Origin of the sequence: Burkholderia anthina, from assembly GCF_001547525.1 — a bacterium.
Lineage (GTDB): Bacteria > Pseudomonadota > Gammaproteobacteria > Burkholderiales > Burkholderiaceae > Burkholderia > Burkholderia semiarida.
In genome coordinates this window covers 65822-80791 of sequence record NZ_LNJP01000003.1, presented here as the reverse complement: position 1 = coordinate 80791, position 14970 = coordinate 65822, and the positions used below count along the sequence as shown (strand labels likewise).

At 69.5% G+C, this 14970-nt stretch carries 13 protein-coding genes; 7 read left to right on the top strand and 6 right to left on the bottom strand.

The genetic code is table 11. The features are described from left to right. Nucleotides 1-12 precede the first annotated feature (12 nt). Nucleotides 13-1098 carry an LLM class flavin-dependent oxidoreductase gene (locus WS64_RS20735; RefSeq protein ID WP_060011329.1) on the bottom strand — a complete coding sequence of 362 codons (1086 nt, stop codon included), beginning with the start codon at nucleotides 1096-1098 and terminating at the stop codon, nucleotides 13-15. A 260-nt stretch (nucleotides 1099-1358) separates the two neighbouring features. On the opposite strand from WS64_RS20735, the gene WS64_RS20730 reads away from it, so the two are divergent. Then, nucleotides 1359-2717, top strand: a complete 1359-nt coding sequence (locus WS64_RS20730) for an acyl-CoA dehydrogenase family protein (protein ID WP_060967558.1) — start codon at nucleotides 1359-1361, stop codon at nucleotides 2715-2717. Between the two features lie 70 nt (nucleotides 2718-2787). Here WS64_RS20730 and WS64_RS20725 read toward each other — a convergent pair whose 3' ends face one another. Continuing rightward, nucleotides 2788-3762, bottom strand: coding sequence for a LysR family transcriptional regulator (locus WS64_RS20725; RefSeq protein WP_185716479.1), 975 nt, complete (start codon nucleotides 3760-3762; stop codon nucleotides 2788-2790). 17 nt (nucleotides 3763-3779) lie between these two features. On the opposite strand from WS64_RS20725, the gene WS64_RS20720 reads away from it, so the two are divergent. Beyond that, nucleotides 3780-4346, top strand: coding sequence for a cysteine dioxygenase family protein (locus WS64_RS20720; RefSeq protein ID WP_060967557.1), 567 nt, complete (start codon nucleotides 3780-3782; stop codon nucleotides 4344-4346). Between the two features lie 118 nt (nucleotides 4347-4464). Further along, nucleotides 4465-6090 (top strand): rhodanese-related sulfurtransferase, encoded by a 1626-nt coding sequence (locus tag WS64_RS20715; protein WP_060967556.1) that lies wholly within the window; start codon nucleotides 4465-4467, stop codon nucleotides 6088-6090. Nucleotides 6091-6159: 69 nt separating this feature from the next. Here the strand turns inward: WS64_RS20715 and WS64_RS20710 are convergent, their stop codons facing one another. Beyond that, nucleotides 6160-7305, bottom strand: coding sequence for a glycerophosphodiester phosphodiesterase (locus tag WS64_RS20710; RefSeq protein ID WP_060967555.1), 1146 nt, complete (start codon nucleotides 7303-7305; stop codon nucleotides 6160-6162). A gap of 370 nt (nucleotides 7306-7675) precedes the next feature. Here WS64_RS20710 and WS64_RS20705 point away from each other — a divergent pair, with 370 nt between their 5' ends. Further along, nucleotides 7676-8743 (top strand): phytoene/squalene synthase family protein, encoded by a 1068-nt coding sequence (locus tag WS64_RS20705; RefSeq protein WP_060967554.1) that lies wholly within the window; start codon nucleotides 7676-7678, stop codon nucleotides 8741-8743. Between the two features lie 486 nt (nucleotides 8744-9229). Next, on the top strand, nucleotides 9230-10429 hold the full coding sequence (locus tag WS64_RS20700) for a porin (RefSeq protein WP_059574542.1): 1200 nt from the start codon (nucleotides 9230-9232) through the stop codon (nucleotides 10427-10429). Between the two features lie 123 nt (nucleotides 10430-10552). Here WS64_RS20700 and WS64_RS20695 read toward each other — a convergent pair whose 3' ends face one another. From WS64_RS20695 to WS64_RS20685, 3 genes are all read right to left on the bottom strand, one after another. Continuing rightward, nucleotides 10553-10972, bottom strand: a complete 420-nt coding sequence (locus WS64_RS20695; protein ID WP_060967553.1) for a cupin domain-containing protein — start codon at nucleotides 10970-10972, stop codon at nucleotides 10553-10555. 10 nt (nucleotides 10973-10982) lie between these two features. Further along, a complete protein-coding gene (locus WS64_RS20690) occupies nucleotides 10983-11420 on the bottom strand; it encodes a carboxymuconolactone decarboxylase family protein (protein WP_060967552.1) in 438 nt (145 codons plus the stop codon). Nucleotides 11421-11516: 96 nt separating this feature from the next. Then, nucleotides 11517-13001, bottom strand: coding sequence for a MocR-like pyridoxine biosynthesis transcription factor PdxR (locus WS64_RS20685; RefSeq protein ID WP_060967551.1), 1485 nt, complete (start codon nucleotides 12999-13001; stop codon nucleotides 11517-11519). Between the two features lie 165 nt (nucleotides 13002-13166). On the opposite strand from WS64_RS20685, the gene WS64_RS20680 reads away from it, so the two are divergent. Both WS64_RS20680 and WS64_RS20675 read left to right on the top strand, forming a co-directional pair. Then, nucleotides 13167-14084, top strand: a complete 918-nt coding sequence (locus WS64_RS20680; RefSeq protein ID WP_060967550.1) for a LysR family transcriptional regulator — start codon at nucleotides 13167-13169, stop codon at nucleotides 14082-14084. 122 nt (nucleotides 14085-14206) lie between these two features. Next, nucleotides 14207-14956 carry an SDR family oxidoreductase gene (locus WS64_RS20675; protein WP_060968523.1) on the top strand — a complete coding sequence of 250 codons (750 nt, stop codon included), beginning with the start codon at nucleotides 14207-14209 and terminating at the stop codon, nucleotides 14954-14956. The last annotated feature ends 14 nt before the right edge of the window (nucleotides 14957-14970 follow it).

Sequence of the window (14970 nt, the reverse complement as noted above, 5' to 3'; positions counted from 1 at the left end):
GGCTCCGTTGGCTCAGGCGGCGCGGCGTGCCGCGTCGCGTGCGGCGACGGCGCCGCGCACACGCGGAATCAGTTCACGGCCGTAGTCGATCGCGTCTTCCAGCGGGTCGAAGCCGCGGATCAGGAACGTCGTCACGCCGAGGTCGTAGTAGTCGAGCAGCGCGTCGGCGACCTGTTCGGGCGTGCCGACGAGCGCCGTCGAGTTCGAGCGCGCGCCGGTGAGCTTCGCGATCTCGGTCCACAGCCGCTTGTCGACGCGTGAGCCGCGCTCGGCCGCGGCGAGCAGGCGGCGTGCGCCTTCGCTCTGCTGCGGGCCGCCGGCGCCGAGCCCGGCCGCTTCGCGCAGCCGGCGCGTTTCGTCGAGGATGCGGTGCGCACGCGCCCACGCTTCGTCCTCGGTCGCCGCGAGGATCGGGCGGAAGGATACGGAGAAGCGCACCTGGCGGCCGTGTTTCGCGGCTTCGGCGCGCACGCGCGTCGTCAGGTCGCGCACCTGGTCGAGCGATTCGCCCCACAGCGCGTACACGTCCGCGTGCTTGCCGGCCACCGCGAGCGCGGCTTCCGACGCGCCGCCGAAGTAGATCGGCACGTGCGGCTGCTGGAACGGCTTCACTTCCGAGAAACCCTGCTTGAACCGGTAATGCGCGCCGTCGTGATCGAACGGCTGCGCTTCCGTCCAGATTCGCCGCAGGATGCCCAGGTATTCGTCGGTGCGTGCATAGCGCGCGTCGTGATCGAGGAAATCGCCGTCGCGCTGCTGCTCGCTGTCCGAGCCGCCGGAGATGAAGTGCACGGCGAGCCGGCCGCGGCTGAACTGGTCGAGCGTCGCGATCTGCCGCGCGGCGAGCGTCGGCGCGGTGAAGCCGGGGCGATGCGCGAGCATGAAATGGATGCGCTCGGTCGCGGCCGCCGCGAACGCGATCGTCAGCGTCGCCGACGGGCCGGTCGAGTGATGCGGCACGAGAATCCGGTCGAAACCGGCGGTTTCATGGGCGCGGGCAAAGTCGCGCACATAGTCGGGATCGACCACGGGGCCGGACGCCGGGTGGATTTCCGACTGCTTCTGGCTCTGGATCATGCCGATGAATTCGACGCTCATCTGGGTCTCCGGTGCAGGGATGTCCCGGCGCACGGCCGGGCAGGAATGGAGCGCAGGTTAACGCCGGGATCATGCGGAATGGAAATAATCAATCCCGATTTGAATATCAGATTTGCATGGTTTGGGGCCGTATGGGTTGCGAATACGCTGTGGGCTCGTGAATGATCGGGCGCGCGTTGGCGCTGTTTTCGCCTGCTGTTTGCACCCGCCGTTTTCGTCGTTCCGCCGCCGTGTTCGACCTACCCAGGGAATCCGTTTCGATGTCCGCCAGCCTTGCCGTTTCCTCGCCGCCACCGCAACCCTCGCTGCGCCTGCTGCCCGCGGACGCCGCCAAGCCCGCCCACGCCGACGCCATCGACGAGACGGACGACGCGCGCCTCGCCGCGCTGCTCGAGCGTCTCGCCCCCGAACTCGCCGCCGATGCGGCCCGCAACGACGTCGAGGGCCGTTTTCCGCACGAGAACTTCGCGCGACTGCATCGTGCCGGGCTGATCGCGCAGGTCGTGCCGCGCGAGCATGGCGGCGCCGGGGCGACGCTGGCGCGGGCGAGCCGGATCGTCGCGGCCGTCGCGCGGGCCGATCCGGCAACCGCGCTGGTGCTGACGATGACGTATCTGCAGCACCGCGCGCTCGGCCGCGCCGACAACCGCTGGCCCGCGCAGGTCCGGCGCGCGGTGTTCGACAGCGCGGTCGCGCACGGCGCGCTGATCAACGCGCTGCGCGTCGAGCCGGCGCTCGGCTCGCCGTCGCGCGGCGGGCTGCCGGCGACCCTCGCGCGCCGCGATGGCGACGGCTGGCGGCTGTCGGGCCACAAGCTCTACAGCACCGGGATTCCGGCGCTGCGCTGGCTGGCCGTGTGGGCGCGCACCGACGAACCGGCGCCGCGCGTCGGCGTGTTTCTCGTGCCGCGCGACCCCGCGGTGGACGGCGATCGCATCCGCGTGATCGAAAGCTGGAATCACCTCGGCCTGCGTGCGTCCGGCAGCCACGAAGTCGTGTTCGACGACGTGCCGCTGCCGGCCGACCATGCAGTGGACGTGCGCGCGCCGGACGCATGGGCCGTATCGGCCGCCACTCATGCGGATGCCGACGCGCAGGCGGACCAGCAGGCGTGGATGGTCGTGCTGCTCGGCAGCCTGTACGACGCGGTGGCGCGTGCGTCGCGCGACTGGCTCGTCGAATTCGCGACGACGCGTGCGCCGAGCGGGCTCGGCGCCCCGCTCGCGACGCTGCCGCGCGTGCAGGAGGCGGTCGGCGAAATCGAAGGCTGGCTGCACGCGAACCGTGTGCTGCTCGACGATCACATCGCGCGCACCGACGCCGGCAACGCGCCGTCGGTGACGACCAGCGGCCTCGTCAAGCGCACCGTGACCGAGCACGCGATCCGGACGGTCGAGCAGGCGCTGAAGCTGTCGGGCAATCACGGGCTGAGCCGCGGCAATCCGCTCGAACGCCACTATCGCGACGTGCTGTGCAGCCGCGTGCATACACCGCAGGACGATGCGATCGCGGTGGCGGCGGGGCGGGCGGTGCTCGACGCGGCAACGCGCGGGCAGACGAATGCAGGGGCGGACGCGACGTCACGCAACGGGATCGAACGCGGTCGACGCGATGCGTGAGCCGGGTCAGGTTGCCGCGCACGGCAACGGCGCGGCGCGACGCAGGCGCCGCGCGGCTACCGAGGCTACGTTACGCGGCCTTGTCGTGCGATTGCTCGGGCAGCGCGAACGCCGTGCGCGCACGCGCGGCGACGGCCGCGAGCGGCGCGTCGAGGCGCGCGGCATCGTGCCGGCGCAGCAGCCACAGATCGATCTGCGGCTTGAAATCGGCGAGCGGCACGATATCGAGCGCGTCGCGCAGCGGGCTGCCTTCGACGAGCGGCAGCGGCATCAGCCCGAGGCCGAAGCCGTTGGCGACGCTCTGCAGTTGCAGGTCGCGGCCGTACGCATCGAGCGTGACCGGCATCGGCAGGCCCTGCGCGTCGAGCGCGCGCCGCAGGCCCGCACGAAAGCCGCAGCCGTCCGGGTTGAGCACCCAGCCGCGCGCGTGGCAATCGGCGAGCCGGTAGCTGCGGCGCGGCCAGTCGCCCTTGCGGCCGACCGCGACGAGCCGCGTGGCCAGCAAGCGTTCACCCTCGACCTGCGCCGGCAGCACCATCTCGCGCGCGAGGAAGACCAGCGCCGCATCGAGTTCGCGGCGGGCGATGCGGTCGACGAGCAGGCCGCCCCATGCAGTCGTGACCTGCGTCGCGAGCGCGGGCCACTGCGCGGCGAGATCCGCGATCAGCGCGGGCAGCATCAGTTCGCCGAGGCCCTGCGTGAGCCCGATCCTGAATTCACCGGCGGGCGGCTGCTGGCCGGCCGTCAGTTCGCGCAGCGCGTCGACCTCGCGCAGGATCGCGCGACACTGCTCGAACACCTGCCGGCCGATGTCGGTCGGGCGCGGCGGCTTCGTGTTGCGGTCGAGCAGCGTCACGCCGAGCGTTTCCTCGAGATTCTGGACGCGCCGCGTGATCGCGGGCTGCGTCATCCCGAGCTCGGCCGCGGCCTGGCTCAGGGTCTGGCAGCGGACGACCGCTGCAAAAGCGTCGATATCGCTAATTTTCATGTTTGTTCTGCATGGTCTTTCGGGTGCATCATGACGATCCATCATATTCGGCATCATATTCGAGGAGACGGCCGATGAGTACGCTTTCGTTGCAACAGACGCCGCTGCGTCCGTTCGTCGATGGTCTGGATGCGCTGCTCGCGTCCGGCGCGAACGAGGCGCGCATTCTCGACGAGGGCGGCGCGCTGCTCGCCGCGCTCGTCGAGCACGACGACTGGTTGCCCGACGCGTTCGCGCAGCCCGATCCCGAGCGTTACCGGCAGTACCTGCTGCATCTGGACCCGGACGAGCGCTTCTCGGTCGTCAGCTTCGTGTGGGGGCCGGGCCAGGCGACACCGATCCACGATCACACGGTGTGGGGGCTGATCGGGATGCTGCGCGGCGGCGAGTTCTCGCAGCCGTACCGGTTCGACGCGGCCGGCAGGCCGGTGCCCGCGGGCGACGCCGTGCGGTTGCGGCCGGGCGAGGTCGAGGCCGTGTCGCCGCGCATCGGCGACGTTCACCGCGTGACCAACGCATTTGCCGACCGCGTATCGATCAGCATCCACGTGTACGGCGCGAACATCGGCAAGGTCGAGCGCGCGGTGTACCTGGACGACGGTACCGTGAAGTCGTTCGTGTCGGGCTATTCGAATGCCTGACGCGAATGTCTGACGCCCAGCCCGCTCGCGCGGCCCGTGGCGGGCGCGCGGCGGCAGGGCCACGATCGAGCCGTTCCGTTTTCTTCACCGACTTCAACGTATTCAACCCAGAGACATCGTGACGCACTCCGCAGATTCCCTTTCCCGCTTTCCCGTCGCGTCGTACCAGGACGTACGCGCGCGCCTGCTTGCCCGCGACGAGATCGCGCTGATCGACGTACGCGAGGAAGATCCGTACGCGCAGGGCCATCCGCTGTGGGCCGCCAATTTTCCGTTGTCGAAGCTCGAACTCGACGCGTGGACGCGGATTCCGCGCCGCGACACGCCGATCGTCGTGTTCGGCGAAGCGGGCGGCGAGGATCTCGCGCCGCGCGCGGCCGCGACGCTCGCGCGGCTCGGCTACACCGACGTGCGGCTGCTCGACGGCGGCCTCGCCGGCTGGGTTGCCGCGGGCGGCGAACTGTTCATCGACGTGAACGTGCCGAGCAAGTCGTTCGGCGAATGGGTCGAGGCCGAGCGTCATACGCCGTCGCTGTCCGCGCAGGAGGTGCAGGCGCTGATCGACGCGAAAGCCGATGTCGTGATCGTCGACGCGCGCCGCTTCGACGAATACCAGACGATGAACATCCCGACGTCGACCAGCGTGCCGGGCGCGGAACTCGTGCTGCGCGTGCGCGCGCTGGCGCCGGACCCGCGCACGCAGGTGATCGTCAACTGCGCGGGCCGCACGCGCAGCATCATCGGCACGCAGTCGCTCGTCAACGCGGGGCTGCCGAATCCCGTCGCCGCGCTGCGCAACGGCACGATCGGCTGGACGCTGGCCGGCCAGACGCTCGAGCGCGGCGCCGCACGGCGCTTTCCGGACGAGATCGACGCGACGCAGCGCGCCGAAGCGCGTCGGGCCGCCCGCGCGGTGGCCGAGCGCGCCGGCGTGCCGCGTATCGCGCTGGCCGACGTCGCCGCGCTCGCCGAACCGGGCCGCACGCTGTACCGCTTCGACGTGCGCACGCCGGAGGAATACGAAGCCGGCCACCTGCCGGGCTTCCTGAGCACGCCGGGCGGCCAGCTCGTGCAGGAGACCGACCATCATGCGGCCGTGCGCGGCGCGCGGATCGTGCTGGCCGACGACGACGGCGTGCGCGCGGACATGACCGCGTCGTGGCTCGCGCAGATGGGCTGGGACGTGCGCGTGGTCGAGCCGGCCGGCGCCGCGGCATTCGTCGAGCGCGGCCAGCCGCCGCGCGACGTGCCCGCGGCGCCGCCCGCTGCCGACGTGTCGCCCGCGACGCTCGCCGGCTGGCTGAAGGAGGCCGCGCCCGGCGAGCTCGCGATCGTCGACGTGACGGCCAGCGCGAACTACGTGAAGCGTCATGTGCCGGGCGCGTGGTTTGCCGTGCGTGCGCAGTTGCGCGACGCGCTGGCCGCGATTCCGCCCGCGAAGCGGTACGTGTTCACGTGCGGATCGAGCCTGCTCGCGCGGTTCGCGGCGGATGACGCCCGCGCGCTGTTGCCGGCGTCGGCCGAGATCCGCGTGCTGACCGGCGGCACGGCCGCGTGGATCGACGCCGGGCTGCCGCTGGAGAGCGGCGAGACCCGTCTTGCGTCGCCGCGCATCGACCGCTATCGGCGCCCGTACGAAGGCACCGACAACGCGGCCGCGGCGATGCAGGCGTATCTCGACTGGGAATACGGGCTGGTCGACCAGTTGAAGCGGGACGGCACGCACCACTTCAACGTGATCTGACCGACGCGGTGGAACCGGGCGCGGCACCTCGTGCGCGGCGCCCGGTCGCGTGCGGGTCGGCGCTTCGTGTCAGCGCTTGAACGTATCGACGGCCGTGCGGCCGACGGCCGGATCGTCGGTGAAGAAGCCGTCGATGCCCGCGCGCAGGTACGCCTGGATCTCGCGCACCGAGCCGGCCGTGTTGCGCGTGGCCGGCGTGCCGCCGTCCTTCAGCGATGCGGGCAGGAAGTTGTTTTCCGGGCGGAACGTGTACGGATGCACGACGAGGCCGGCCTCGTGCGCGTAGCGCACGAACGGCGTCGGCTGCTGCAGCGTGCCGTCCGCGGCGACCGCGATGATCGACGTCTTGTACGGCCCGACGCCGTTCGCATAGGTCGCGATCTCGCGCATGCCGTCGCGCGTCGACAGGTCGCCGTAGGTGCGCGTGTCGTTCGCCTTCACGAAGTCGTACGGGCGCTGACCGGCTTCGTCCATCAGCTGCACGAGCCGCCAGTTCGGCTGGCTCGACTTGATCCGGTTGCGGATCGCTTTCAGGTTCGCGACTTCGAACGACTGGATGTAGACGGTCGCGGTGCGCGACGTGTACGAATCCTTTAGCAGCGCGTCGACGAGACGGTCCTCGAGCGGCAGGCCGATCGACTGGAAGTAGGTCGGATGCTTGGTTTCCGGATACAGATGGATCGTGCGGCCGGTCTGCGCGGACATCTGCTTCGCGAGCGCGACGATCTCGTCGAACGTCGGAATCTCGAACTGGTCGTTGTAGGCCGTGTTCGCGGGGCGCACCTGCGGAATGCGCTCGCGCGCCCGCAGCGTCTTCAGCTCTGCGAGCGTGAAATCCTCGGTGAACCAGCCGGTCAACTGCGCGCCGTCGATCGTCTTGGTCGCCTTGCGGCTTGCGAACTGCGGTAGCGCCGACACGTTCGTCGTGCCCGAGATCTCGTTCTCGTGGCGCGCGACGAGCACGCCGTCGCGCGTCGACACGAGGTCGGGCTCGATCACGTCCGCGCCGTCCTCGATCGCCTTGCGATACGACGCGAGCGTGTGTTCGGGGCGCAGCGCGCTCGCGCCGCGATGGCCGACCACCTGGACCTTCGCGGAGATCGGCTGCGTGGGATCGCGCGTCAGAGCGTCGTCGCCGCCGCACGCGGCGAGCAGGAGCGCGGCGGCGCAGGCGAACGGGGCATAGCGCAGGGAGGTCGGGCGCTTGAGGAGCATGTCGTTGAACCTTCGAAACGGAGTCGGAAAGGGCGCTCGAGTCGGCGGCCCGGCGGGAAGCCGGGCAGAACGGAATCGAACGGTGCGCGATCGTCGCATCGAATAATTACATATGTATTACTTCGACCTTTCCGTTCTGTTTTGAAGGGGCGACATGCACGGCAGCGCGAGCGACGGCAGCCTTGCGTGCATCGCATTCCGGCCGTCACAGCGAACCCGCGCGCCGGATGCACTAAACTTGCGGGAATTTTGCATCGCCGCACCGGGGCCGCTGCCCGCCGCGCGCGACGATGCGGCGACTCGCGGGCCGGCGCGGGCGCCCGGCGCCCGTGTGCGTCCGGGGCCCGCGCCGGCCGATTTTTCCCGACTCATGACGACCCATACCGATCCCGCCTATCTGCTCGGCGACCTGCTGAAGAACGTTTCCCGCTCCTTCTACCTGACGCTGCGCGTGCTGCCCGACGGCATGCGCGACCCGGTCGGCCTCGCGTATCTGCTTGCACGCGCGGCCGATACGATCGCCGACACGGCGCTCGTCGCGCCCGAGCGGCGCGCGGCGCTGCTGACCGACCTGCGCGACGACATCGAGCGGCTCGGCGACGGCGCGGCGCTGTCGCGTTCGCTCGAGGACGTGACGCGGATGCAGACCGATTCGCACGAACACCTGCTGCTCGGTTCGATGGAACCGATGCTCGCGCTGCTGCGCGCGCAGTCGGAGGTCGATCGCGCGTCGATCCGCAAGGTCGTCGCGACGCTCACCGCGGGGATGGAATTCGACCTGCGCACGTTTCCGGACGAGCGGTCGGGGCAGGTCGCATCGCTGCCCACGCGCGGCGAACTCGACCGCTACACGTACCTCGTCGCCGGCTGCGTCGGCGAATTCTGGACCGACATGACGGGCGCGCACACGCGCGCCGCGCGCGGCTGGGATCTGCCGGACATGCGCGAGAAGGGCATCCGTTTCGGCAAGGCGCTGCAGATGACCAACATCCTGCGCGATTGCGCGAAGGACCTGCGCATCGGCCGCTGCTACCTGCCCGACGACGTGCTGCGCGCGCACGGGCTCGTCGTGGCCGACCTGATGCAGCCCGATGCGTCGGCGCGCGCGCGCGGCGTGCTGGTCGACCTGCTGCGCGGCGCGCTCGACCAGTATCGCGACGCATGCCTGTATACGCTCGCGATCCCGCGCCGTTTCGTGCGGCTTCGGCTCGCCTGCCTGTGGCCGATCATGATCGGCCTCGAAACGCTCGAACTGCTGGCCGGCCACGCTGCGTGGCTCGACCCGGCGCAGCCGGCCAAGGTGCCGAGAAAGCGCGTCTACCGGATCATGGCGGCGTCGCTCGCGCTGGTCGGTTCGAACACGGCGATCCGCGCGCGCCTGAGCGCGCTCGCCGACGCCGTGACCGCGCGGCTCGCGCGCCCCGCGTCGCAGCACTGAAGCGCGTCGGTGCGACCGGCGCCGGCATCGCGTCCCGGCCCGCGCTCGCCGGGCCGTTCCCGTCCGATCCGCCGTGCCCCGCGCACGGACAAAAACGTTTTCATGATTACGTGTCTCGAAATGTGGGTGTCACGAACGTCGGCGATCCTGCGCGGCGGCGTGAATCGCGGCGTCAGCTTCGATCGCGCATTTGTAAGATGTTTTGTTGCCGAAGGCGTCTGACGACATCGGACGGTCGCGTTGCACCCGTAAAAATGTAAAGCTAGGGTTTTCACCGGCAAATGCCGGAAAGGCCCGCCGCACAAGCATTTCGAGCTGTTATGTAACCGTTTGGTGAACGCCCGCGTTGCGTCGATCATACGATGACCGACTGCACATGTTGGGAAACAATTGGTAATCCGTCAGAATCGCGTCGGCATGTACTCGCACATGTGTCGGTCACAAAACCACACCAGAAAAGAAACATTCTTTGAGGACGGAGAATCAATGAAAAAGCGCGTCGCTTTCGCCATGACGGCAGTGGGTCTCGCAGCCGCTACCGCCGCCCACGCCCAGAGCAGCGTGACCCTGTACGGTATCGTCGACAACGGCCTGGCATACCAGAACAACGCGGCCCCGTCGACGGGTGCGACGACCGGCGGTCACTCGAAGGTATCGATGTCCACCGGCGTATGGGCAGGCAGCCGCTTCGGCCTGAAGGGCAGCGAAGATCTCGGCGGCGGCACGAAGGCGATCTTCCAGTTGGAAGCAGGCGTGAACTCGGCGACCGGCGCGTCGCAATGGGCAGGCGGTATCTTCACCCGCCAGGCATGGGTCGGTATGACGAACCAGGCGTACGGTACGCTGACGGCCGGCCGTCAGTACACGGCGTACTACACGCTGCTGTCGCCGTACAGCCCGACGACGTGGCTGACGGGCGCATACGGCGCGCACCCGGGCGATATCGATTCGCTGGATACCAGCTACCGCGCGAACAACTCGCTCGTCTACATGTCGCCGAAGTTCTACGGCTTCACGGTCGGCGGTTCGTACTCGTTCGGCGGCGTGCCGGGCAGCGTCAACCGCGGCTCGACGTGGAGCGCGGCGGTCCAGTACCTGAACGGCCCGGCAGGCATCGCGGTCGGCTATCAGAAGGTCAACAACTCGACGCTCGGCGGCGGCGTGTGGGGCGACAACTCGACGGTCACGAGCGGCGGCCAGCCGGCGGTGTCGGCGCTCAATGCCGGTTATCAGACGGCGCAGTCGCAGCAGCGCATCGGCGTGACGGCCGGTTACCAGTTCACGCCGGCGTGGGATGTGTCGGCGTCGTACACGAACGTCAAGTACACGCCGGGCGTCGGCTCGGTGTTCCGCAACAGCGCGATCTTCAACACGGCCGGCGCCGTGCTGCACTGGAAGGCAGCGGCTCAGTGGGACTTCGCGGTGGGCTACTCGTACACGGCGGCGACGCAGTCGAACGGCATCACGAGCGCGGCCAAGTACCATCAGGTCACGCTGTCGCAGTACTACAGCCTGTCGAAGCGCACGGGCCTGTACGCACTCGAGGCTTACCAGCACGCGTCGGGCAATACGCTGAGCAAGACTGGCACCATCCAGGCAGCAACGACGCAGATCGGCGACGGCGTGGCGGCAGGTTCGAAGCAGAACCAGATCGCTGTCGGCGTCGGCATGATCCACCGCTTCTAAACGTCGCGCGGCGCGCGAGCGCCGCTCACGGCATGCGGTATGAAAAAACCGGCTTTCGAGCCGGTTTTTTCGTTTACGTCGCGAGCATTCGCCCGATTCGCCCGCTTCGTCCGATTCTCCGGATCACTGATCGATCGGCGATTTCAGCGGCTGATGCTCGCCCGTCAGCCCGAACACGACCAGTTGCGCGGGCTCGGTCGCGCTCGCGTTGCGCGATACCTGATGGCGCGAGCCGGGCGGCTCGTACCAGCCTTCGCCGGCGCGATAGCGGCGCAGCGGGCCGCCGTTCACCTGCGACAGCACTTCGCCTTTCGACACGACCGCGAACACCGAGCCGAGATGCCGGTGCGCGTCGGACGCCTGACCGGGCGCATAGTCGACCGTCGCGACGACGACGAGCTTGCCGGGCGCTTCGGGCACGGCCTGCTGCATGATCGCGTGCACGCTGTCGCCGGCGTCGTGCGCGTTGCCGGCGGCCGGCAGTGCCGCGGCGAGCACGAGCCCGATGCACGGCGCGATGCGATGGAGCGGGGAGCGGATCATCGTCGCCGCCTTACTCGGGCATCTTGCGGAACGCGATCGCGAAGCGGTTCCACGAGTTGATCGTCGCGATCAGCATCGACAGGTCGAACAGTTCCTCGTCGGTGAAATGCGGCTTCACGGCTTCCCAGACGGCGTCGGGCACGTGGTTGCCGGCCACCAGCGTCAGCGCCTCGGTCCATTCCAGCGCCGCGCGTTCGCGTTCGGTGAAGAACGGCGTTTCGCGCCACGTGACGACGGTCGCGAGACGGCGGTCGGTTTCGCCGCCCTTGCGTGCGTCGGTCGTATGCATGTCGACGCAGAACGCGCAGCCGTTGATCTGCGACGCACGCAGACGGACGAGTTCGGCGAGCGGCTTCTCGATCGAGCACTTCGCGAGGAATTCCTCGGCGTTACGCATCACCTTGATCGCATTCGGGCTGGCGGCATAGAAGTTCAGGCGCGGTTGCATGGCAGGTCCTTTTCGGTTGGGTAGCGCCGGGGTGGCGCGACAGGACCCACTTTAGGACGCGTACTGGCCTGCTTGAATAGCCAATTCCGTGGAAATTCAGGTAACCAGTGACGGCCCGCCCGCGATGCCGGCTTCCAGCAGCCGGGCCAGCTTCGCGAGCGCCGTGTCGATGCGCAGCGCGTCGATCCCGCCATAGCCGAACAGCAGCCCGGCACGCACCGGCACGCCCGCGTGGAACGCCGAAATTCCGTACAGGCCGATGTCCTGCGCCCGCGCCGCGCGGACCAGCGCCGCTTCGTCGAGCCCCGGCTTCAGGTGCGCGGCGAGATGGATGCCGGCGGTCGGCACGATCGCGTCGAACCACGGCGCGAGTTCGCCGCGCAGGTGCGCGATCAGCACCTTGCGCCGCGCGTCGTAGTGCTTCTGCACGCGTTTCAGGTGCCGCGCGAAATCGCCATCGTGCATGAAGCGCGCGAGCGCCGCCTGCGTCAGCGTGCACGTGTGCCAGTCGACGATCTGCTTCGCCTTGGCCAGCGCGCCGCGCAGCGCGCGCGGCGGAATCGCGTAGCCGATCCGCAGCTCGGGAAAGATCGTCTTCGAGAACGTGCCGACGTACGCGACGAGGCCCGTGCGGTCGAGGCTCTTCAGCGATTCGACCGGGCGGCCTTCGAAGCGGAATTCGCCGTCGTAGTCGTCCTCGATGATCACCGCACGGCGGCGCTGCGCCCATTCGAGCAGCGCGACGCGGCGGTCGAGCGTCATCGGCATGCCGAGCGGGAACTGGTGCGACGGCGTCACGTAGACGAGCCGTGCGTCGTCCGGCAGCCGTTCCGTGACGAGGCCGTGCGCGTCCACCGGCACGCCGGTCACCGTCGCACCGAGCGACGCGAACGCGGCGCGCGCGGGCGGATAGCCGGGATCCTCGACCGCGACGACGTCGCCTGGCCGCACGACGACGCGCGCGATCAGGTCGAGCGCCTGTTGCGCGCCTTGCGTGACGAGCACGTCGTCCCAGCTGCATGCGACCGCGCGGCTGAATCCGACGTAGCGCGCGATCGCGCCGCGCAACTGCGGGTCGCCGGCCGGATCGTGGTACTGGCCGGGGCCGCGCGCCTGCTGGCGCAGCGCGTGATGCAGGCAGCGCCGCCATGCGTCGAACGGGAACAGCGTCTTGTCGGTCACGCCGCCGCGAAAGTCGAAGCCGGGCGAATCGTGCGGCGCGGGCATCGCGAGCGCGTCCGGCAGGTCGTTCCACATTGCGCGCGCATCGACCGCGTCGATGCGCGGCATCTCGTCGACGATCGACGGCGCCGACGCGGCCGCGGCGTGCGGCACGCGCGCGAGGCCCGCCGCGACGAACGTGCCGTCGCCGGCGCGCGTATTCAGGTAACCCTCGGCCACCAGGCGCTCGAACGCGTCGAGCGTCGTCTTGCGCGACACGCCGAGCTGTTTCGCGAGGTCGCGCGTCGACGGCAGCCGCGCGCCGGCTTCGAGACGCCCGTCGACGATCGCGGTGCGCAGTTGCCGGAAGATTTGCCCCGTCAGGTCGTGACGGCCTTCGATGCGGATCGCGATGTCCATCGCAGTGGTTACCTCGATTCGTGTCATTTCGCCTCGGCCAGCATACCGGAAGTCGAGCGCGCCGGCGGCGGTTCGTGGCTCGCGGCCGCGGCCGCCATCGCGCGATTGGACCGCCGTGCGCTGCTGCCTTACGATCCACGACAAACCTCACCGCGGAGCGACCTCATGCTGTCCGAAGACGAACTGGCGCTGCTCGACGCGATCCGCGCCACCGGCAGCCTGTCGCGTGCCGCCGCGCGGCTCGGCAAGGCGCCGTCGACGGTGTCGCACGCGGCGCGCCAGCTCGAAACGCGCTTCGACGCGCTGCTGTTCGACCGGCGCGGCTACCGGCTGCAGCTCACGCCGGCCGGACAACTGCTGGCCGACGAGGCGGCGCGGCTCGCGCTCGACGTCGCCCGGCTGACGCAGCGCGTGCGGCAGGTCGCGAGCGGCTGGGAGGACCGGCTGTGGATCGTCAGCGACGAGGTGCTGGAGTTCGATACGCTCGTGCCGGTCGTCCGCGCCTTCGATGCGCTCGATTCGGGCGTGTCGCTGCGTTTTACGCACGAGGTGCTCGGCGGGACCTGGGAAGCGTTGCGCGACGGCCGCGCGGATCTGGTCGTCGGCGCGACCAACGAGCCGCCGGCGATTCCGGGCCTCAAGTGGTTCGAACTCGGCGCGATGGAGTGGGTGTTCGCGGTGTCGCCGCGCCATCCGCTGGCGTCCGCGCGCGGCCCGCTGACGCGCGACGCGATCGGTGCGCACCGCTCGGTCGTCGTCGCCGATTCGTCGCGGCGCGCGGCCGGCCGCGCGTATGGCCTGCTCGGCGGGCAGGCCGTGCTCGCGGTGCCGTCGATGCGCGCGAAGATCCTCGCGCAGCGCGATGCGCTCGGCGTCGGCTGGGTGCCTCGGCGGCGCGTCGCGTCGCTGCTCGCGCGCGGCGAACTGGTCGAGAAGCAGACGGCCGATCCGCGCGAGCCGAACCTGCTGTACGTCGCGTGGCACGGCGACCGCGACGGCCGCGCACTGCAATGGTGGCTCGAGCAATTGCGCGGGCCGAGACTCGCACGGCGGCTGCTCGACGGGATCGACGTGGTCGGCTGAACGCGCCCGAGCGAACATGTTCGACGTTTTCGAACATGTTCGTCGCGCCCGTCGTACGGCAAGGCCGGGCGCCGCGCGCATCCTGTGTTCACGGTCAACTCATCGGTTCACAGGAGAACATCATGCAACGCTTCGAAGGAAAGACGGTCCTCGTCACGGGCGGCAACAGCGGCATCGGCCTGGCGGCCGCCCGGGCATTCGCGTCCGAAGGCGCGCGGGTCATCATCACCGGGCGCGACGCCCAGACGCTGGAAGCCGCCCGCCAAACGCTCGGCGAAGGGGCGCTCGCGATTCGCAACGAAGCCGGCAGCGTCGCGTCGGCCCGCGCGCTGGCCGATGCGCTCGCCGCCGCCGGCGTGCGGCTCGACGCCGTATTCGTCAACGCGGGCGTCGCGAAACTCGCGCCGTTCGCCGACAGCGACGAAGCGATGTGGGATCTCGTGTTCAACACCAACGTGAAGGGCGCGTATTTCCAGATCCAGTCGCTCGTGCCGCTGTTGAACCGCGGCGCCTCGATCGTGATCAACGGCTCGATCAACGCGCATGTCGGGATGCCCGGCTCGTCGGTGTACGCGGCGAGCAAGGCGGCCGTCAATTCGTTCGCGAAGACGTTGTCGACGGAACTGCTGCCGCACGGCGTGCGCGTGAACGTGGTGAGCCCGGGGCCCGTGCAGACGCCGCTGTACGGCAAGCTCGGGTTAGATGCGGCGACGCTCGACGAGACGGCCGACAAAATCAAGGGCCTCGTGCCGATCGGCCGCTTCGGCACGCCGGATGAAATCGCGTCGACGGTGCTGCACCTGAGCGCGCCGGAATCCGCGTTCATCGTCGGTGCGGAAATCATCGCGTCGGGCGGGATGGGGTTGCTCTGACGAGCCAGATGGAC

Bases quoted from the DNA above. Each gene is read 5' to 3' on its own strand.
- WS64_RS20735 (WP_060011329.1), bottom strand. From the start codon at position 1,098: ATGAGCGTCGAATTCATCGGCATGATCCAGAGCCAGAAGCAGTCGGAA.
- WS64_RS20730 (WP_060967558.1), top strand. From the start codon at position 1,359: ATGTCCGCCAGCCTTGCCGTTTCCTCGCCGCCACCGCAACCCTCGCTG.
- WS64_RS20725 (WP_185716479.1), bottom strand. From the start codon at position 3,762: ATGATGCCGAATATGATGGATCGTCATGATGCACCCGAAAGACCATGC.
- WS64_RS20720 (WP_060967557.1), top strand. From the start codon at position 3,780: ATGAGTACGCTTTCGTTGCAACAGACGCCGCTGCGTCCGTTCGTCGAT.
- WS64_RS20710 (WP_060967555.1), bottom strand. From the start codon at position 7,305: ATGCTCCTCAAGCGCCCGACCTCCCTGCGCTATGCCCCGTTCGCCTGC.
- WS64_RS20705 (WP_060967554.1), top strand. From the start codon at position 7,676: ATGACGACCCATACCGATCCCGCCTATCTGCTCGGCGACCTGCTGAAG.
- WS64_RS20700 (WP_059574542.1), top strand. From the start codon at position 9,230: ATGAAAAAGCGCGTCGCTTTCGCCATGACGGCAGTGGGTCTCGCAGCC.
- WS64_RS20695 (WP_060967553.1), bottom strand. From the start codon at position 10,972: ATGATCCGCTCCCCGCTCCATCGCATCGCGCCGTGCATCGGGCTCGTG.
- WS64_RS20690 (WP_060967552.1), bottom strand. From the start codon at position 11,420: ATGCAACCGCGCCTGAACTTCTATGCCGCCAGCCCGAATGCGATCAAG.
- WS64_RS20685 (WP_060967551.1), bottom strand. From the start codon at position 13,001: ATGGACATCGCGATCCGCATCGAAGGCCGTCACGACCTGACGGGGCAA.
- WS64_RS20680 (WP_060967550.1), top strand. From the start codon at position 13,167: ATGCTGTCCGAAGACGAACTGGCGCTGCTCGACGCGATCCGCGCCACC.
- WS64_RS20675 (WP_060968523.1), top strand. From the start codon at position 14,207: ATGCAACGCTTCGAAGGAAAGACGGTCCTCGTCACGGGCGGCAACAGC.